The following is a 19,164-nucleotide window of genomic DNA, read 5'->3' as shown; positions in this document are numbered from 1 at the left end:
AGACCTGATGACGGATCGCCCAGCACTATACGTTTTTACCCCTCCAAAGCCAAGGTGAATGGCCCGCTCAGCGGGGTTGCAGTGCCCGGCGGCCCTGCTCGATCAGGCGCAAGGAGATCTGCTTGTGCAGCCCCCGCTCCAGCACCCAGCGGTGCCAGTAGAGGCGCTCGACCAGGTGGAGATCCGGGCTGAGATCGAGCAGCAGCCCCTGTGCGAGCTGCTGGCGGATCTGCAACTCGGGAATGAGGCAGCAGGCCAGCCCCTGCTCGGCCATGGCGACGAAGGCCTCGGACGAGCGCACCGTGTGGCAGGGGTAACCGCCGGGGGCCAGGGCGAAGTGGCGGGCCATGAAGCTGACGTGCATGTCGTCGCGCTGATCGAAGGCGACCGCCGGTGCCTTGGCCAGTGCCGCCGGGGTGAGCCCCTGGGGGAAGTGGCGGGCGACGAAGGCGGGGCTGGCGGTCAGCAGGTAGCGCATCTCTCCGAGCTCGTCGACGCAGCAGCCTGCCAGCGGCTGGGGTTGCAGGCTGACGGCGCCGAACGCCTGGCCCTCGCGCACCCGATCCAGGGTGCGGCTCTCGTCATCCACCAGCAGGTTCAGCTCTATGGGGTGCTGCTCCAGCAGCGGCGCCAGGGCGGGCAGGAACCAGGTGGCCAGGCTGTCGGCGTTGACGGCTATGCTGACCCGGATCGGCGCCTGGGGCTCGCTGGGGGAGAGTTCCCCCGCCAGCTCCAGCTCCAGCTGGCGCACCTGACGGTAGTGGGCCAGCAGCTTCTGCCCGAGGGCCGTGGCCTGCAGGGGCTGGCTGCGGATGATCAGCGGCTCGGCAAACTGCTGCTCCAGCTGCTTGATGCGCTGGGAGATGGCGGACTGGGTGAGGTGCAGACGCTGGGCGGCGCGCTCGAAGTTCTGCTCCTGCATCACGGCATCCAGCGCCAGCAGCAGCTTGTAGTCCAGCGTCTTCATCAGCGCTCCTTATCAGAGAAGGGAATTGAACAAGGATGCTACTGGAGCGGGGGCGGGAGAACAACCAGGCCAGACGACGGGCACTGCGTGGAGGGCATACGGGCATTGTCACTGTGAGATGTGACAGTAGCGACAGGGTGAGATTCATAAGATACTCATTCGGTCCGTTTTTGCATGGGGTGGAAACGGGCCATAGCGAGAGTTTTGGTCCCGGGTGTCAGCCCGGGACTTTTTTATGGGGTCAGCTCATGCCGAGCAGTTCCCCGGCCGTAGCGTACTCCCCCCGCAGGGGACGGCTGACGGCGCGCTCGAAGCGCTCGTCCAGGTGGAAGCGGATCCCGACCCCGCGCACGGCCCCCAGATCCACCGCCTGACGGTGACCGAGCCGCTCTATGGGCAGGCCGAGGCGGCGGAAGATGCGCTCCACCGGCAGGCTGACCACGGCCACCAGCTCCCGGATCCCCTGCTCCCTGGCGAAGGCATGGACCTCGCGGAAGATGACGCAGGTCAGCTCGCTGATGCCGTTGTCGAGCGCGGGTGCGCGGCCGGCATCGATGGCGAGCCGGGTCAGCTCCCAGACATCGGCGCCGCGCGGGGCACGCTCGCCGGCGAGGGCACCGGGAAAGATGCTGGGCAGCATGTAGTCCTGGGCGCAGCTGAGCAGCCTGATGCAGCCGCACAGACCCTCTTCATCTTCAATCAGCACCCAGTGGGTATCGGGCTTGTCGAAGCTGTCCCGCTCCAGACCCCGGTGGGATTCCACGTCCCAGCCGAGCCGATCGGAGAAGACGCGCTTGCGAAAGCGATAAAGCTCGTTTTCGACCTCCCATCTGGGGTGTTCTTTCAATTTTCCTTTGAAAACAAGCATTCATGTCTCTCCATTTCATGGTTAGGCGCTATAATCCAAGGCCTTGGCCAGGGGAGGCTAGCCTATGACACGCGACCAACTGCTTGAGTATCTGGAACATTTCACGCTGGTAACGGATGGAAACCGGCTGGCCGAGCTGATCGGCCGCTTCACTCTGGGAATGGGCTACGACTACTATCGATTCGCGCTCATCCTGCCCATGTCGATGCAAAGGCCCAAGGTGGTGTTGTTCAACCAGTGCCCCGACTCCTGGGTGCAGGCCTACACGGTGAACAACATGCTGGCCTGCGATCCCATCATCCAGCTCGCCCGCACGCAGACCCTGCCCATCTACTGGAACCGGCTGGACGAGAAGGCGCGCTTCCTGCAAGAGGGGAGCATGGACGTGATGGGGCTGGCGGCGGAGTTCGGGCTGCGCAACGGCATCTCGTTTCCGCTGCACGGGGCGGCGGGGGAGAACGGCATACTGTCGTTCATCACCCGGGAGCGGGCGTCCAGCGACCTGCTGCTGGAGTCCTCGCCCATCCTCTCCTGGATGTCCAACTACATCTTCGAGGCGGCGATCCGGATAGTGCGCCAAAGCATGAGGGAGGATGATCCCCAGGAGGCCCTGACGGAAAGAGAGACCGAGTGTCTGTTCTGGGCCAGCGACGGGAAGACATCGGGGGAGATCGCCTGCATCCTCGGGATCACCGAACGCACCGTGAACTACCACCTCAACCAGGTCACCCGCAAGACGGGGTCGATGAATCGCTACCAGGCCATCGCCAAGGGGGTCAGCAGCGGCATACTGCTGCCGAATCTGGAGCAGGTCGTGGTCACCAACTTCCCCAGACTGTTGCAGTGAATGCCAGCCGGGTGACGCTGACCTGTCGCCCGGTCTCCCCTCTGTCGCCATCACCCACTGCCCCAAGCCGATCCTGTCACTCCGGCGATTCTCGGGGCGGGCCCCCGGGGCCACAATTGTCAGATCCTGCAATTGACAGCCTGCCAGATGTCGTTTTTTGCCCCGTCTCATCAGTTTTTTGAATGCATCAGAAAATGAATGAATTTCTCTGATTTCACGCTTCCCCTTATAGTGCCCCCAGATCTCCCACACAAAGGTTTGTCCATGTTCGCGACCACACTGCAAGGCTTTACCCTCGGCCTTGCCATGATCATCCCCATAGGTGCCCAGAACGCCTTCGTGCTGAGCCGGGGCATTCACCGCAACCACCATCTGCTGGCGGCGACCCTCTGCTGCCTGTGCGATCTCGTGCTGATCGGCATAGGGGTGTTTGGCGGCGCCAACCTGCTGGCGGCCAGCCCCATCGGCCTGGCGCTGCTGACCTGGGGCGGCGTGCTGTTTCTCGGCTGGTTCGGGGTGCGCTCCCTTGGCAGTGCCTGGCGCGGGCAGGGGGCTGCCCTGGCGGACTCTCCCCAGCTGATGGGGGTCAAGAGCGTGCTGGCCATGACGCTGGGGGTGACCCTGCTCAACCCCCACGTCTATCTGGATACCCTGATGCTGCTCGGCTCCTTCGGCAGCCAGTTTGCCGAGGATCTGCGGCCCGCCTTCGCCGCAGGGGCCATGCTGGCCTCCCTGGTGTGGTTCTACGGGCTGGCGGTCGGGGCGGCGGCGCTTTCTCCCTGGCTTGCCCGGAGCAGGGTGCAGCAAGTCATTGATATGGTTGTTGGTATCATAATGCTGGTGCTGGCGGTCAAGCTGGCCAGCGGGGCTCTGCTGGCCTCATAAGGCTATTTTTGTGCCGGGCTTCATAAAAATGAGTCCCGGTGTCATCTGCTGACATATTCGTCTGTTAAATTCCCGGCGCTGGTAAAGCGTTACTCATAATAAAAGGGAAAAGACAGTGAATAACTCCATGAAGCTGGGGGCAATCGCCGCCATCGTGCTGCTGACTGCCTGCAGCAATGAAAATGACAGCAAGGCGCAGCCGGGGACAGTCTCCCTGCGCCTGATCCAGACCTCCGACATCCACTCCAACGTGCTGGGGTATGACTACTACCAGAACAAGGAGGATCGCAAGTTCGGCCTCTCCCGTACCGCCCTGTTGATCCGCGCCGCCCGCGCCGAGAACCCCAACAACCTGCTGCTCGACAACGGTGACCTGATCCAGGGCACGCCGCTGGCGGACTACATCTTCGAGCAGTCCGGTGCCGGCTACCTCGAGAAGCAGGCCCACCCGGTGTTCAAGGCGATGAACGAGCTGGGTTATGACGCGGGCAACCTCGGCAACCACGAGTTCAACTACGGCCTGGATTACCTCGGCAAGGTGCTGGCGGGGGCCGAGTTCCCCTATGTGAACGCCAACGTGTTCGAGGCGGGCGCCTTCAAGCGCGACGCCAAGGGGCAAATCGACTGGAGCGGCAACAAGTTCACCCCCTATCTGCTGCTGGAGCGTCAGGTAACGGATGACAAGGGCCAGTCACAGACCGTCAAGGTCGGCATCCTGGGGCTGACACCGCCCCAGGTGCTGCAGTGGGACAAGCGCCATCTGGAAGGCAAGGTGGTAGTGGCCGACATGGTCGAGACCGCCAACCACTATGTGCCCGAGCTGCGCGCCAAGGGGGCCGATCTGGTGGTGGTGGTGGCCCACACCGGCATCAATGCCAACAGCTACGAGGCCATGATGGAGAACTCCGCCTGGCATCTGGCCAAGGTGAAGGGGATCGATGCCCTGATGCTGGGCCATGCCCACAAGAACTTCCCCGGCGACTTCCCTGACCTGCCCGAGGTGGACAACCAGGCCGGTACCCTGAGCGGTATTCCGACCGTGATGCCGGGCTACTGGGGCAATCACCTCGGCATCATAGACCTCAAGCTGGCACAGGTGGACGGCAAGTGGCAGGTGAAGCAGAGCCAGGCCAGCCTGCGCAAGATCGACTCCAGCGAGGGCAGCGCCGTGGATCAGCGGGTGGTGGACCTGGTGCAGGCGGATCACGACGCCACCAACCAGTGGCTGGATGAGCCGCTAGGCAAGATCACCTCTCCCATCCACAGCTTCTTCGCCCTGGTGCAGGATGACCCCTCGGTGCAACTGGTGAGCGATGCCCAGCGTCAGCACGCCGAGCAGCTGCAAAAAGACGGTCTGCTCAAGGAGCCCTACCCGATCCTGTCGGTGGCGGCCCCCTTCCGTGGCGGTCGCAACGGCATCAATGACTTCACCTATGTGGCCCAGGGGGACATCTCCCTGCGCAACGTCTCCGACCTCTACATCTATCCGAACACCCTGCAGGTGGTCGAGGTGAACGGGGCCACCGTCAAGGAGTGGCTGGAGATGAGTGCCGGCCAGTTCAACCGCATAGACACCGGCAAGACAGAGGTGCAGTGGCTGGTGAACGAGAGCTTCCCCACCTACAACTTCGACGTGATCGACGGGGTGAGCTACGAGGTGGACATCACCCAGCCGGCCCGTTACAGCAAGGAGGGGCTCAAGGTCAGCGACGGTCAGCGCATCAGCGGCCTCACCTTCAACGGCCAGCCCATGGATCCGGCCCAGAAGTTCTACGTGGTGACCAACAACTACCGTGCCAGCGGCGGCGGTCACTTCCCGGGCATCGACGGCAGCAACATAGTGCACGAAGATCCCTTCGAGACGCGGGAGATCATCGCCCAGTACCTCAAGTCCCAGTCTGCTGCCAATCCGGCGGGCTTCAGCCCGGCGGCCAACAACAACTGGCACATGAAGGCGCTGCCCGCAGGCGTTGACGTGCGCCTCTACTCCTCCCCGGGTGAGGAGGCCAAGGCCCTGGCGGGGGCGGATCTGGCGTACCAGTCCACCCTGCCGATGAGTGACGCCAAGCATCCCGGCTACGCCATCTACCGCCTGATCCGCCAGTAAGGCAGCCTCGGGTAGACAACAAAAAGCCCTCGCAGTGCGAGGGCTTTTTCATGGGAGAGTCCTTAGTAGAAACCCGGATCCTCCGGGTTGGGGCGGGTCTTGAAGCGGCGATGCAGCCACATGTACTGCTCGGGGGCACGGCGCACGGCGGCTTCAATCTCGCGGTTGGCGCGGGCGGCATCGGCCAGGTCGTCACCGCTCGGGTAGTCTTCCAGCGGCGCCCCTATGTGGAGGGTGTAGCCCTCATGGGTACGGATGTTGTAGCAGGGCAGGGTGACGGTGTTCTTGACCCTGGCCAGGGTGGCGGTGCCCGTGATGGTGGCCGCCTGCTCCACCGCGAAATAAGGCACGAAGACGCTGGCGTGGCTGCCGTAGTCGTGGTCCGGCGCGTACCAGAGGGCGTCGCCGTTGCGCAGCGCCTTGATCATCCCCTTCACGTCCATCCGGTCCACCAGGTACTTGTTGGAGGCGCAGCGACCGTGGTACTGGGCATACTCCAGCACCGGATTGGTGTTGGGGCGATAGACGCCGACCCCGGGCCGCACCAGGCCGAAGCAGCGGGCGTTGAGCTCAAGGGTGAGGAAGTGGCAGGAGAGCAGCAGCATGCCCTGGCCCTTCTCGATGGCGTCGATGACATGCTCTTCCCCTTCCACCTTCATCAGGCGGCGCATCCGCCAGTCTGGCCAGAACCAGGCCATGCCCACCTCGAAGATGGCGCAGCCCACGCTCTCGAAGTTCTGTTTGAGCAGGGTTTCCCGCTGATCCCGGCTGAGCTCGGGCATCGCCAGCTCCAGGTTGCGGCGGGCAATCTTGACGCGGGATTTCAATACCTTGCGGGCCAGGGTGCCGAGCTGGCGACCCAGCCACATCTGGCTGCGCCAGGGCAGCAGCACCAGCAGCCAGAGCAGGCACAGACCGAACCAGCTGCCCCAGTAACGGGGATGGAACAGACGGGGTTCGAGGCGGGGAGCATGTTCTTGGGCCATGAAGAGTCTCTTGTTCACAAAGGCAAGGGAGGGAGCCCAGCCGACACGGGGGATCGGTGCCCGTGGACAGGCTGTCACTCACAATCAGGGGATTCTATCCGAAAAACGGGGGCGGGTGCGAATCGCCATCACCTGGTCAGAGGGGTCGGGCGGGGAGTGCCATGGCGGGCATGGCAGTGCTTTTTCACGTCCCGGAAAAGAGTGTGATAAAATCGCCCGCTGAAATTTTCAGGTTTTGAGAGCCGATACAGATGAAAATCACCCTGCCCGAGTTTGAGAAAGCCCGCGTTCTGGTCGTTGGCGATGTCATGTTGGATCGCTATTGGCATGGCCCCACCGGCCGGATCTCCCCCGAGGCGCCGGTGCCCGTGGTCAAGGTCGAGCACATCGAGGAGCGCCCGGGTGGCGCCGCCAACGTGGCCCTGAACTCCGCCGCCCTGGGCGCCCAGGCCGTGTTGCTCGGGCTGACCGGTCAGGATGAGGCCGCCGATGCCCTGGCCGGCCAGATGGCAGGGGTCAAGGTCGCCTGTGATTTTGTTCGTCTGACCGACTACCCGACCATCACCAAGCTGCGGGTGCTGTCCCGCAACCAGCAACTGCTGCGTCTCGATTTCGAAGAGGCCTTCCACGACGTGGATGCCAGCCTGCTGATGGGCAAGGTGGAGCAGGCGCTGCCAGGGGCCGACGTGATGATCCTCTCCGACTACGGCAAGGGCGCCTTGAACGACGTGCCTGGCATGATTGCCCGCGCCCGCGCCGCCGGCATCCCGGTGCTGGTGGATCCCAAGGGGACGGATTTCGAGAAGTATCGCGGCGCCACCCTGCTGACCCCCAACATGTCCGAATTCGAGGCCGTGGTGGGCAAGGTGAAGAGCGAAGAGGAGCTGGTCGCCAAGGGGCTGGCGCTGGTCAAGCGCTTCGAGCTGGACGCCCTGCTGGTGACCCGTTCCGAGAACGGCATGACCCTGATCCGCGAAGGGCAGCCCGAGCTGCACCTGCCGGCCCAGGCTCACGAAGTCTATGACGTCACCGGTGCCGGCGATACCGTCATCTCCACCCTGGCCACCTCCCTGGCCGCCGGCATGAGCCTGGACGAGGCCTGCGCCCTGGCCAACACAGCCGCCGGCATAGTGGTGGGCAAGCTGGGTACCTCCACAGTGAGCCCGGTGGAGCTGGCCAACGCCCTCTACACCGAACAGGAGACCGGCTTTGGCGTCATGTCCGAGGCCCAGCTCAAGGTGGCGGTGCAGGCCGCCCGTCTGCGCGGCGAGAAGGTGGTGATGACCAACGGCTGTTTCGACATCCTGCACGCTGGCCATGTCTCCTACCTGGCCAATGCCGGCAAGCTGGGGGATCGCCTGATAGTCGCGGTCAACACCGATGAGTCTGTGCGCCGCCTCAAGGGACCGGGTCGTCCGGTCAACCCGACCGAGCGCCGCATGACGGTGCTGGCGGCCCTGGGTGCCGTGGACTGGGTGGTGCCCTTCGGTGAGGACACGCCCCAGCGACTGATCGCCGAGATCCTGCCAGACCTCTTGGTCAAGGGGGGCGACTACAAGCCCGAAGAGATCGCCGGCTATGCCGAAGTGACCGCCAACGGCGGCGAGGTGCGGGTGCTGAACTTCGAGGACGGCTGCTCCACCAGCGAGATCATCAAGACCATACGCGAGCGCGGCTGAGCACCTCCGGCCTCGGCCGGAGGTGCCTGATCACTCGCCCTGGCGAGGGGCAAGCAAGCAGCAAAAAGGCGACCACAAGGTCGCCTTTTTTCATGCCGTGAATTTGGCTCAGGACTTGGTCGTCACCTGGGCGGCGGGCATCAGGCCCTGGTTCACGTCTTCCAGATCCTTCTGCTCCAGTATGCCGGCGGCCTGCTTGAGGGAGAGGATGCTGAGGATGTAGTTGTAGCGGGCCTCGGAGAGTTTCTGCTTGGCCTGGTACAGCTTGCGGGTGGCGTCCAGCACGTCGACTATGGTCCGGGTACCCACTTCATAGCCGGCCTCGGTCGCCTTCAGGGCGCTGTCGGCGGAGATGACGGACTGGCTGTAGGCGCGCACCGAGCCGATGCTGGCGTTCACGTTGTTGTAGGAAGAACGCACCGTGCTCTGCACCGAGCGGAAGCTGCGCTCCAGTTGCTCGCTGGCGGCCACGTAGTTGAACTGGGCCTGCTTGACCTGGGAGGTGGTGGCGCCCCCGGTGTAGAGCGGCAGGTTGAAGTTCAGACCGACATTGCCCTGATTGCTGTTGCTCTCGGGGTTGCGGATCTCGTCCTTGTAGTCGTTGTAACCGGCGGTGAGGCCGGCGCCCAGATCCAGGGTCGGCTCGTGGCCCGTCTTGGCCAGATCGATCTGCTCCTTGGCGATGTCCTTGCCGATGCGGGCGCTGTGCAGTTCAAGGTTCTTGTCCAGGGCCAGCTCCAGCCACTTGTCGGAGTTGAACGGGGTCTTCTGCGGGGCGAAACGCTCGGTGTTGAGCACATCCAGCTGGCGATGATCGATGCCGGTCAGCTCGCGCAGGCTCTCGTAGCTGTTGTCCAGGGTGTTCTCGGCATTGATCTCGTCTGCCAGCGCCTGATCGCGCTCGGCCTCGGCTTCATGCACGTCGGTGATGGCGGTCAGGCCCACTTCGAAGCGCTGCTGGGTCTGTTCCAGCTGACGCTCTACCGCGGTCTTGTTGGCACGGACGAACTCCAGGGTGTCCATCGCCTTGAGCACGTCGAAGTAGGCCTGGGCGGTACGCAGCATCAGGTTCTGGTACTCGAGGTTGTAGGCCACGTCGGACTGGGTGGCGCTCTTCTCGGTCAGGTCCAGGTTGACCCAGTTGCTGCGACGGTAGATGGACTGATCCAGGGTCACCGAGCCGGTGGCGCCCGTGTTGGTCTGGGTATCGTCCTTGTTCTGCAGGTAGTTCAGGCCGGCACCCAGATTGATCTGTGGCAAGAGGGCGGCGCGGGATTCGTTGATCTTCTCGAAGGCTTGGTCCCGCTTGGCCTTGGATTCCAGCAGCTGGGTATCCTTGATCTGGGCTTGCTGGTAGATTTCGAGCAGGTCTTCGGCATGAGCGGCACTGCTCACACCCAGCATCACCATGACTGACAAGAGTGTTCTTTTCATATGATATTTTTAACCTTATTTATCAACCCAAAGCTGTCCGCTGGATGAAGGAGGGGATTGTCACCGACCAAGCTTGATTTCAGCTTAACCACTCTACTACAAGCAGATTTCATTGCGAACTGTCTCTTTTCCTGCGACAGGAACGTCAAGAGTCAGGGCGAGTTTTCTCGGCAACGCGCCTAGCCAAATGTCCTGTGGCTGCTAAAATCCATCCCTCATCGTCGGCGAGAGCGAGTGAATGAATGTTCATTCATGCCCCCGAATATTATGGTCAAACCAAGCCAAGTCAAGCTGGTAGGAGTCTCGTATGTCACAGCAAGCCTTGCCTCAAACCAGTCACTATTCCGGTGATGATGTGAAAATCATCGATAAATCATCTGGATACAACGGCTTTTTCAAAGTGAACGTCTATCGCCTGCAACACAGGTTATTTGCCGGTGGCTGGAATGAGCCCATAGTCCGCGAGCTGTTCGAGCGGGGCCATGCGGCCGCGCTGCTGCCTTATGATCCCGTGCTGGACCAGATAGTGCTGGTGGAGCAGTTCCGCATCGGTGCCATCGAGACCAGCCCCACTCCCTGGCTGCTGGAGCTGGTGGCCGGCATCATAGATGAAGGGGAGACCGCCGAAGCCGTGGTGCGCCGGGAGGCGGTGGAAGAGGCAGGCATCGAGGTGGGCCGCTGCGAGCATGCCATCAGTTATCTGGTGAGCCCGGGTGGCAGCACGGAGCGGATCGAGGTCTATGTGGGGGAGGTGGATGCCAGCCAGGCGGCGGGGATCCACGGTCTGGCGGAAGAGGGTGAAGACATCCGGGTCCATGTGGTGAGCCGCGAGCAGGCTTACGCCTGGCTCAAAGAGGGGCGCATCGACAATGCCGCCTCCGTCATCGCCCTGCAATGGTTGGCCCTCAATCATGGCGAGCTGCAGGCCCGCTGGCTGGCGGGGCGCTGAGGTGGTGCTCGTTCACACCGGGCGCCATCTGCCTGACTTGATCTCCTTGCAGCGCACCTGCGAGGTCAATTACTCACGGGTGTTGATTGATGGAGTTGCGATATGCCATTAGTCCAGAGCCCGATGAAGCGCTATGTGCCTGATCTGATGTCCTTGCAGCGTACCTGCGAGGTCAATTACCCACGGGTGTTGATTGATGGAGCTGCGATATGCCATTAGTCCAGAGCCCGATGAAGCGCTATGTGCCTGACTTGATGTCCTTGCAGCGTACCTGCGAGGTGAACTACATGGCCTTGATGAAGTTGCTGCCCCCCGGCGGCAGCGTGGGGGCGGAGCGCCGCTATCAGGTGGGCAACGGCCTGCAGTTCCAGCTCACCGTCAGCGAGGAGAGCCGCTTCACCAGCCAGGTGATCCTGGTCCAGCACAATCCCGAGTTGCCGAGCTACTTGCAGGCTCGCATCGAGATTCGTTTGTATCACGACGTGCGGATGGCGGAAGTGTGTGCGGCGCAACAGATTTCAATGTTGCAACCACGTTATGATTATCCCAATAAAAAAATGCACCACAGGGATGAAAAAGAGCAGGTAAATCTATTCCTGGCCGATTGGCTAAGATTTTGTCTCAAACATGGCACCAGCCTGATCAACATCCTCTAGTCGAACCCATAAAAAAGAAGCGTGATTTTGGAAACAGAGCTACCTCAGGCGCCGGACGGCAGTGTGCGCCTGTTACAGATTACCGATACCCATCTCTTCGCCAGTGCCGAGGGACGACTGCTGGCCGTGCGAACCGCAGATAGCCTGGCCGCCGTGCTGGAGCAGGTGCAGGCCAACGCGCATCCGTTCGATCTGATCCTCGCCACCGGGGATCTCTCCCAGGATCACAGCCCGGAATCCTATCAGCGGTTCGCCTCCATGATGGCCCCGCTGGCGCGCCCCATCTACTGGTTGCCCGGCAACCACGATGACGGCCCCCTGATGACGGAGTATCTCCATGCCGCCGGGATCAGCGAGGCCAAGCAGCTGGTGGGAGAGCACTGGCAGGTGATCCTGCTCGATACCCAGGTGCGTGGCAAACCCCACGGAGTGCTCGGCGATCACCAGCTGGCGGCGCTGGACAGCGCCCTGCGCCAGCATCCCGAGCGCCACGCCCTCATCGCCCTGCACCATCAGGCGGTGCCGGTGGGCTGCGCCTGGCTGGATCAGCACAATCTCAAGAATGCCGACGATCTCTTCGCCGTGCTGGCCCGCCACCCCCAGCAGAAAACCATTCTGTTCGGCCATGTGCATCAGGAGTTTGACGAGGTGCACCGCGGGGTGAGGCTGATCGCCAGCCCCTCCACCTGCATCCAGTTCAAGCCGCTTTCCGACGGTTTCGCCCTGGACGAATCCGGCCCGGGCTGGCGTTATCTCACCCTGCATCCGGATGGCCGCATTGCCAGCCAGGTGTGGCGGCTGCCGGTGGGGCAGTTCGTGCCCGACCCCGATGCCACCGGTTACTGAGGCGTTGCCATGAAGCCCGTACTCCTCTACCTGCACGGTTTCAATTCATCCCCCGGCTCGGCCAAGGCGCAGCAGATGGCGGCCTGGGTGGCAGAACACAGGCCCGACATCGAAGTGCTCATCCCGGCCCAGCCCAATACCCCGGCGGCGGCCTGGGAAGCCATCGAGGGCGTCATTGCCGAGGCCAGGGCTCGCCATGATGGCCGGCTCAGGCTAGGTGCCGTGGGCAGCTCCCTCGGCGGCTTTATGGCGACCCGGGTGAGCGAACTGCATGGCTGCCGCGCGGCGCTGATCAACCCGGCGGTGCGTCCTCACGAGCTGCTCTGCGACTACCTGGGCCCCCAGGTCAATCCCTATACCGACGAGCGCTACGAGCTGCTGCCGACCCACATGGACGAGCTGCGGGCGCTGGCGGTGCCGGTGCGCGCCCCCGAGCGGCTCTGGATCCTGCAGCAGCAGGAGGATGAGGTGCTCGACTATCGCAAGGCATTGAGGGAATACGAGTTTGCCCGCCTCTCCCTGGAGTGCGGCGGCAACCACGCCTTCGTCGGCTTCGAGCGCTATCCGGCCCAGATCATTCGTTTCCTCGGGCTCTAGCCGTGCAACCGCCGTTGGCCGCCTTTCTGGAACAGGTACTGGCCACGGCGCAAGCGGGCCTCACCTACTCCCAGGATCCCTTCGATATTGCCCGCTTCGAGGCGCTCAGGGCGGCCACGGTGGCCCTCATCGCCAGCCAGAGCGAGCTGGCGCCCGAGGCCATCGCCTCGTGGATCGCCCTGGATGACGGCTACCCCACCCCCAAGCTGGATGTACGGGCCTTTATTCAAAACGACGACGGTCATCTCCTGCTGGTGCAGGAGCGCAGCGACGGGCTCTGGACCCTGCCTGGGGGCTGGTGCGACATCGGCGACTCGCCGGCGGGCGCCGTGGTGCGCGAGGTGGTGGAGGAGACAGGTCTGGAGTGCCGTGCGGTGCAGCTGCTGGCCCTGTTCGACAAGCTCAAGCACCCCCATCCCCCGCAACTGCCCCATGCCCACAAGGCCTTCTTCCTGTGCGAGGTGACGGGTGGATCGCTGCTCACCGAGACTGACGAGACCCGGGGGGCGGCCTATTTCCCCATCGACGCCCTGCCCGAGCTCTCCCGCCACCGGGTGGTCGAGTCCCAGCTGCGCAGCCTGCACGACCATGTGCGGCAGGGGCGGCGCCACACCCTGTTTGACTGACACTCCCGGGACACTGGGCCCGGCGGCAAGGAGGCCACATGATCAAACGCATCGGCAATACCCCCATTCAGGCGAAACACAGGGCCAGCTGCCACTGCGGCGCCGTGGTGCTGGAGCTCAGTCTGCCGGAGGGGGTGGTGGATCCCCGCCGCTGCGACTGCTCCCTCTGCCGGCGGCGGGGGGCCATAGTCGCCTCTGTGCCGCTCTCCGGCATCCGCATCCTGCAGGGGGAGGAGGCACTGCGCTGCTACCAGTTCAACACCCGCACCGCGAAGCACTACTTCTGCGGTGTCTGCGGCATCTACACCCACCACCAGCGCCGCTCCAATCCGGCCGAGTATGGCTACAACCTCGCCTGCCTCGAGGGGGTCAATCCGTTCGAGCTGGGGGAGGTGCCGCTGCGGGACGGCATCAACCACCCGGCCGACAGGGCGGAATGAGACCAGGGGGCCATCTGCTTCTGTAGCCGTCGAAATGGCTGTGTTAACCTTGGTCTGCCTGCCCTCTGGCGGGCCATTGCCACTCTTCTCCTCTTGCCAACCGGGAGCCTGCCCGTGACGACTGCTTCAGCGCTGCCGGATCTGATCCTGGGGGCCTCGCTCTACTTTCCGCCCCTGTTCAAGGCGGTGCTGCTCGGCCTGCTCGGCTGGTTGCCGGTGCACCACCTGCTGCGGGACTGGCTCTACAGCGGGGAGGTCTGGCACCCCCTGCTGATGGATCTCTCCCTGTTTATCCTCGCCGTCAGTGGCGCACTCTGGATACTGCTACATGGCTAAATCTCCCCTGGCAACCCTCAAATACTTCTCCACCCTGCTGGTCTGCGCCCTGGCGCTGGTGTCGCTCTGGTGGCTGTGGAACTACTACATGCAGGGCCCCTGGACCCGGGATGGCAAGGTGCGGGCCGAGCTGGTCAGCATCACCCCCGAGGTGTCGGGCAAGATAGTCAGCATCTGGATCAAGGACAACCAGCTGGTGAAGAAGGGGGACGTCCTCTTCAGCCTGGATCCCGTGCCCTACCGGATTGCCCTGGACAACGCCAACGCGGCCCTGGCCAAGGCGAAATCGGATCTCGACAAGGCGGAGCACGAGGCCAGGCGTCGCCAGGGGCTGTCCCGCACCGTCATCTCCGCCGAGGCGGTCGACGAGTCCAGGCTCAATGCCCAGGCGATGAAGGCGGCCTATCAGGTGGCCCAGGCCAATCTGGAGCAGGCCAGATGGTCGCTCGCGCGAACCGAGGTGCACGCCGCCAGCGACGGCTACATCACCAACCTGCAGGCCAGGGTCGGCAACTATGCCAGCGCCGGGGTGCCCCTGGTGGCTTTGGTCGACATCCACTCCTTCTACGTGCAGGGCTATTTCGAAGAGACCAAGCTCGGGCACATAGCGCCGGGCAAGCCGGCGCGCATGGTGCTCTACAGCGGGGAGCAGGCGCTCAAGGGGGAGGTGGAAAGCATAGGGCGCGCCATTCACGATCAGAGCCTGGAGGGGAGCGAGGGGCTGCTGCTCGACGTCAAGCCGAACGTGCCCTGGGTGCGGCTGGCCCAGCGGGTGCCGGTGCGGATCAAGCTGCTGGAAGTGCCGCCCGGGCTTGCCCTGATCGCGGGCACCACCTGCACCATCACCATTGGGGAATAGGGTGGCAGGCCGGGGACGCTGGCGCCAGACACCCTGGGGCCAGGCCAATGAGGGCCAGTGGCGCTACGCTCTGCGCAACAGCCTGGCCATGTGCCTGTCGCTCTGGCTGGCCTTCGTGCTGCAACTGGATGCCCCCTACTGGGCCATGACCTCCGCTGCCGTGGTGAGTTTCCCCACCGTCGGCGGCGTCATCAGCAAGAGCCTGGGGCGGGTGGTGGGCAGCCTCATCGGCGCCATGGCGGCCGTGATGATCACCGGCCTTGGCATCAGCGATCCCTGGCTGTTCAGCTTCCTCATCGCGCTCTGGCTCGGCCTTTGCACCTGCATCTCCAACCACCATCAGAACAACGTCTCCTACGCCTTCGCCCTGGCGGGCTACACCGCGGCCATCATCGCCTTCTCCTGCGTCAACGTGACCGAGACGGCGCACATCTTCGACATCGCCCAGGCCAGGGTGAGCGAGGTGATAGTGGGCATCCTCTGCGGCGGCCTGATGATGATGATTCTGCCGAGCCTCTCGGATGGCGAGACCCTGCTGGCCTCCCTTGGCAAGAGCCAGGCCCGGCTGCGGGAGCACGCCCAACTGCTCTGGCTGGGGGAGGCGGGAGCCGATGTGCGCGGCGCCCACGAGGGGATCATCGGCCAGATCCTCACCATGAACGTGCTGCGCATTCAGGCGGTGTGGAGTCACCACCGTCTGCGCCGCCACAACCGCTTGCTCAACTTCCTGCTGCACCGCCAGTTGCGGATGGTCAGCCTGATCTCCGGGGTGCGCCGCATGCTGCAACACTGGCCGCAGCCGCCGGACGGGCTGACGCCCCTGCTGGGCTCGGTGATCCGCGCGCTGGACGAGCCCGATTGCGACAAATACCGCATCGCCCGCCTGCTGGCCCCCTTCGTGGCCGAGTCGGGCAGCGACTTTCGCCGCCGCACCTTCTGGCTGCGCCTGCGCCATTTCTGCTGGAGCTATCTGGAGTGCCAGCGCTGGCTCGGCCGGCTGGCGTCCTATGACGGCCAGGAGTGGCCCGCACCGCCGCGCCACAGCTCGCTCACCCGCTACAACGACAGCGTCGAGGCGGCCTACAACGGCGGTCGCACCTTCCTCTGCGTGGTGCTGGGCTGCGCCTTCTGGATCAACACCCAGTGGGAGTCGGGCGCCTCGGCCCTGACCCTGCTCTCCATCTGCTGCGTGCTCTACTCGGCCACCCCGACGCCGACCAAGGGGACCCAGACCATGCTGCAGGCCATCCTGCTGCTGAGCCTGATCTGCTTCGCGGTCAAGTTCGGCCTGATGATCCGCATCGACGACTTCTGGCTGTTCTGCGCCCTGCTGTTCCCGGCGCTCATCACCATGCAGCTGATCAAGTTGCAGCGCCCCTCGTCGGCGGCGCTCTGGGGCCAGCTCATCGTGCTGCTCGGCTCTTTCCTCGCCATCACCAACCCGCCGAGCTACGACTATCAGGCCTTCGTCAACGACAGCATCGGCAAGGTGCTGGGGGTCATGGTGGCCGGGCTGGCGTTCCAGATCCTCAGACCCAGCTCGGACAGGCGCAAGAGCCGCCGCCTCATCCGCTCCCTGCGCCGCCACTTCATCGATCAGCTGGCCGCCAGGCCCCGGCAGAACGAGAGCCAGTTTGAATCCCTCATCTATCACTGCATCAGCCAGCTCGGTCAGGGGCAGGATCCGGGGGCCCGGCTCTGGGTGCTGCGCTGGGGCGTGGTGCTGCTCAACTGCAGCCACATCGTCTGGCAACTGCGCCAGTGGCGGGGCAGGGAGCCGGCACTCCATCTGGTGCGGGACGCCTGCGTGCGCTGTCTGGAGGGGATCCTCACCGAGCAGGGGGTGCAGCACAGCTCCCTCCATCAGACCCTGGCCGAGCTGGATCGCATCAGTCGTGGCCTGGCCGATCACCCCGAGCCCTCGGCCCGGGAGCTGGCGGGCCTGGTGTGGCGACTCCATAGCTCCCTCTCCCCCCTGTTGCAGGCACAGCCTTCGGCACTGGCACCCGCCTGATCCCTCTCGTCCCTGTTTTGGGCGTTGCAGGCGCAGTCATCGGCACTGGCACCCGCCTGATCCCGCTGGGCCATCGCCTCTCTGGATCACCCTTTGCCACCGCCCTATTTGTCCAAGGCCCTCCCAGCGAGTAAGATTCCCTCCAAACGTCAATTCGCAAGGCCCTCCATGTCCACTCAATACAATGCGGATGCCATTGAGGTCCTCAATGGCCTCGAACCGGTGCGTCGCCGCCCCGGCATGTACACAGACACCACCCGGCCCAATCACCTCGGCCAGGAGGTCATCGACAACAGCGTCGACGAGGCGCTGGCGGGCCATGCCCGCACCCTGGAGGTGATCCTGCACGAGGACCAGTCTCTCGAGGTGATCGACGACGGTCGTGGCATGCCGGTCGACATACACCCGGAGGAAGGGGTATCCGGTGTGGAACTGATCCTCTGCAAGCTGCACGCGGGGGGCAAGTTCTCCAACAAGAACTACCAGTTCTCCGGCGGTCTGCACGGGGTGGGCATCTCTGTGGTGAATGCCCTCTCCGATCGGGTCGAGGTGACGGTACGCCGGGACGGCCAGGTCTATGACATCGCCTTCGAGCGCGGCGACAAGGTACAGGAGCTGACCATCACAGGCACCTGCGGGCGCCGCAACACCGGCACCCGGGTGCGCTTCTGGCCCCAGGCGAGCTACTTCGACTCTCCGCGCTTCTCGGTCTCCAAGCTGGAGCACCTGCTCAAGGCCAAGGCCGTGCTCTGCCCCGGCCTAACCATCAAGTTCCTCGACAAGAACACCGGCATCCGGCTTGAGTGGTGCTACGAAGATGGCCTCAAGGATTACCTCATCGATGCGGTCAAGCAGTTCACCTGCCTGCCGGAGCAGCCCTTCGTCGGCGCCTTCAGCACGGATCAATCCGCGGTGGACTGGGCCCTGTGCTGGCTGCCGGAAGGGGGCGAATGCCTCGCCGAATCCTATGTGAACCTCATTCCCACGGCGCTGGGCGGCACCCACGTCAACGGCCTGCGTCAGGGGTTGCTCGACGCCATGCGCGAGTTCTGCGAGTTCCGCAACCTCTTGCCGCGCGGGGTCAAGCTGACCCCGGAAGACATCTGGGATCGCTGCGCCTACATCCTCTCGGTCAAGATGCAGGATCCCCAGTTCGCCGGTCAGACCAAGGAGCGGCTGTCGTCCCGCCAGAGCTCGGCCTTCGTCTCGGGGGTGGTGAAGGATGCCTTCAGCCTCTATCTGAACAGCAACACCGAGCTGGCGGAGCAGATAGCCGAGATCTGCATCAGCAGCGCCCAGCGCCGGATGCGCGCCGCCAAGACGGTGGTGCGCAAGAAGATTACCCAGGGCCCGGCCCTGCCCGGCAAGCTTACCGACTGCAACTGCGCCGACCCCATGCAGGGGGAATTGTTCCTGGTGGAGGGTGACTCCGCAGGCGGCAGCGCCAAGCAGGCGCGGGATCGCGAGTTTCAGGCCATCATGCCGCTGCGCGGCAAGATACTGAACACCTGGGAGGTGGAGGCCGGTCAGGTGCTCGCCTCCCAGGAGGTGCACGACATCTCTGTGGCCATCGGCCTGGATCCCGACTCCGAGGATCTCAGCGGCCTGCGCTACGGCAAGGTGTGCATACTCGCGGATGCGGACTCGGACGGTCTGCACATCGCCACCCTGCTGTGCGCCCTGTTCGTGAAGCACTTCCGCACCCTGGTCAACAAGGGCCACGTCTATGTGGCCATGCCGCCGCTCTATCGGATCGACATCGGCAAGGAGGTCTTCTATGCCCTCGACGAGGACGAGAAGAACGGCGTGCTGCAGCGGGTCGAGGCGGAGAAGAAGAAGGGCAAGGTGATGGTGACCCGATTCAAGGGTCTGGGCGAGATGAACCCGAAACAGCTGCGGGAAACCACCATGGATCCCAATACCCGCCGTCTGGTGCAGCTCACCATGGGCGAGCTGGAGGAGGGGGACGAGACCCTGCAGCTGATGGACATGCTGCTGGCCAAGAAGCGCGCCCCGGATCGCCGTGAATGGTTAGAGGAGAAGGGGAACCTTGCCATCATCTAAGCCG

The 19,164-nt window shown here is 63.9% G+C and carries 18 protein-coding genes; 14 read left to right on the top strand and 4 right to left on the bottom strand.

Going from position 1 to position 19,164, the window contains the following annotated elements; all coding sequences use genetic code 11:
- Positions 1-67: 67 nt before the first annotated feature.
- Both ACWPWQ_RS03225 and ACWPWQ_RS03220 read right to left on the bottom strand, forming a co-directional pair.
- Complete coding sequence (locus tag ACWPWQ_RS03225) at positions 68-967, bottom strand: LysR family transcriptional regulator ArgP (RefSeq protein WP_319912248.1); 900 nt, start codon at positions 965-967, stop codon at positions 68-70.
- Positions 968-1,208: 241 nt separating this feature from the next.
- Positions 1,209-1,835, bottom strand: a complete 627-nt coding sequence (locus ACWPWQ_RS03220) for an acyl-homoserine-lactone synthase (RefSeq protein ID WP_454008981.1) — start codon at positions 1,833-1,835, stop codon at positions 1,209-1,211.
- A 64-nt stretch (positions 1,836-1,899) separates the two neighbouring features.
- On the opposite strand from ACWPWQ_RS03220, the gene ACWPWQ_RS03215 reads away from it, so the two are divergent.
- The 3 genes from ACWPWQ_RS03215 to ACWPWQ_RS03205 all read left to right on the top strand — a co-directional run bounded on the left by ACWPWQ_RS03215 (position 1,900) and on the right by ACWPWQ_RS03205 (position 5,674).
- Positions 1,900-2,682, top strand: a complete 783-nt coding sequence (locus ACWPWQ_RS03215; protein ID WP_005324972.1) for a LuxR family transcriptional regulator — start codon at positions 1,900-1,902, stop codon at positions 2,680-2,682.
- A gap of 264 nt (positions 2,683-2,946) precedes the next feature.
- Positions 2,947-3,567, top strand: a complete 621-nt coding sequence (gene lysE / locus ACWPWQ_RS03210; protein WP_139438811.1) for an L-lysine exporter — start codon at positions 2,947-2,949, stop codon at positions 3,565-3,567.
- 127 nt (positions 3,568-3,694) lie between these two features.
- Positions 3,695-5,674 carry a bifunctional 2',3'-cyclic-nucleotide 2'-phosphodiesterase/3'-nucleotidase gene (locus ACWPWQ_RS03205; protein ID WP_454009049.1) on the top strand — a complete coding sequence of 660 codons (1,980 nt, stop codon included), beginning with the start codon at positions 3,695-3,697 and terminating at the stop codon, positions 5,672-5,674.
- A 62-nt stretch (positions 5,675-5,736) separates the two neighbouring features.
- Here the strand turns inward: ACWPWQ_RS03205 and lpxL are convergent, their stop codons facing one another.
- Positions 5,737-6,660: an LpxL/LpxP family Kdo(2)-lipid IV(A) lauroyl/palmitoleoyl acyltransferase gene (gene lpxL, locus ACWPWQ_RS03200; protein WP_454008980.1), complete on the bottom strand. Its 924-nt coding sequence runs from the start codon at positions 6,658-6,660 to the stop codon at positions 5,737-5,739.
- Between the two features lie 251 nt (positions 6,661-6,911).
- On the opposite strand from lpxL, the gene hldE reads away from it, so the two are divergent.
- Entirely contained in the window at positions 6,912-8,339 is a 1,428-nt protein-coding gene (gene hldE / locus ACWPWQ_RS03195) for a bifunctional D-glycero-beta-D-manno-heptose-7-phosphate kinase/D-glycero-beta-D-manno-heptose 1-phosphate adenylyltransferase HldE (protein ID WP_025325570.1), read from the top strand.
- Positions 8,340-8,447: 108 nt separating this feature from the next.
- On the opposite strand, the gene tolC is transcribed toward hldE, so the two are convergent.
- Positions 8,448-9,773, bottom strand: coding sequence for an outer membrane channel protein TolC (tolC, locus tag ACWPWQ_RS03190; RefSeq protein WP_319912243.1), 1,326 nt, complete (start codon positions 9,771-9,773; stop codon positions 8,448-8,450).
- Between the two features lie 307 nt (positions 9,774-10,080).
- Here tolC and nudF point away from each other — a divergent pair, with 307 nt between their 5' ends.
- The 10 genes from nudF to parE all read left to right on the top strand — a co-directional run bounded on the left by nudF (position 10,081) and on the right by parE (position 19,160).
- Positions 10,081-10,722 carry an ADP-ribose diphosphatase gene (gene nudF, locus ACWPWQ_RS03185; protein ID WP_043132558.1) on the top strand — a complete coding sequence of 214 codons (642 nt, stop codon included), beginning with the start codon at positions 10,081-10,083 and terminating at the stop codon, positions 10,720-10,722.
- 209 nt (positions 10,723-10,931) lie between these two features.
- Positions 10,932-11,378 (top strand): DUF1249 domain-containing protein, encoded by a 447-nt coding sequence (locus ACWPWQ_RS03180; protein WP_454008979.1) that lies wholly within the window; start codon positions 10,932-10,934, stop codon positions 11,376-11,378.
- A 27-nt stretch (positions 11,379-11,405) separates the two neighbouring features.
- Positions 11,406-12,224, top strand: a complete 819-nt coding sequence (gene cpdA, locus ACWPWQ_RS03175) for a 3',5'-cyclic-AMP phosphodiesterase (protein ID WP_454008978.1) — start codon at positions 11,406-11,408, stop codon at positions 12,222-12,224.
- A 9-nt stretch (positions 12,225-12,233) separates the two neighbouring features.
- Positions 12,234-12,821, top strand: coding sequence for a YqiA/YcfP family alpha/beta fold hydrolase (locus tag ACWPWQ_RS03170; RefSeq protein WP_202047489.1), 588 nt, complete (start codon positions 12,234-12,236; stop codon positions 12,819-12,821).
- 2 nt (positions 12,822-12,823) lie between these two features.
- The gene (locus ACWPWQ_RS03165; protein ID WP_139438796.1) at positions 12,824-13,447 is read left to right on the top strand and encodes an NUDIX hydrolase; all 624 of its coding nucleotides are present in this window, start codon (positions 12,824-12,826) and stop codon (positions 13,445-13,447) included.
- A gap of 38 nt (positions 13,448-13,485) precedes the next feature.
- The gene (locus ACWPWQ_RS03160) at positions 13,486-13,887 is read left to right on the top strand and encodes a GFA family protein (RefSeq protein WP_454008977.1); all 402 of its coding nucleotides are present in this window, start codon (positions 13,486-13,488) and stop codon (positions 13,885-13,887) included.
- A 93-nt stretch (positions 13,888-13,980) separates the two neighbouring features.
- A complete protein-coding gene (locus ACWPWQ_RS03155; protein ID WP_454008976.1) occupies positions 13,981-14,223 on the top strand; it encodes a DUF1656 domain-containing protein in 243 nt (80 codons plus the stop codon).
- Entirely contained in the window at positions 14,216-15,082 is an 867-nt protein-coding gene (locus tag ACWPWQ_RS03150) for an efflux RND transporter periplasmic adaptor subunit (protein ID WP_247627317.1), read from the top strand. The genes ACWPWQ_RS03155 and ACWPWQ_RS03150 overlap by 8 nt, the downstream gene beginning before the upstream one ends.
- 1 nt (position 15,083) lies before the next feature.
- Entirely contained in the window at positions 15,084-17,096 is a 2,013-nt protein-coding gene (locus ACWPWQ_RS03145; protein WP_454008975.1) for an FUSC family protein, read from the top strand.
- A gap of 168 nt (positions 17,097-17,264) precedes the next feature.
- Positions 17,265-19,160: a DNA topoisomerase IV subunit B gene (gene parE / locus ACWPWQ_RS03140; protein ID WP_265437058.1), complete on the top strand. Its 1,896-nt coding sequence runs from the start codon at positions 17,265-17,267 to the stop codon at positions 19,158-19,160.
- Positions 19,161-19,164 lie beyond the last annotated feature (4 nt).

The sequence above is a fragment of the Aeromonas sp. Marseille-Q7275 genome, from assembly GCF_965119515.1.
The sequence above is the reverse complement of the archived record's forward strand: the minus strand, read 5'-3'. Positions and strand labels throughout refer to the sequence as shown.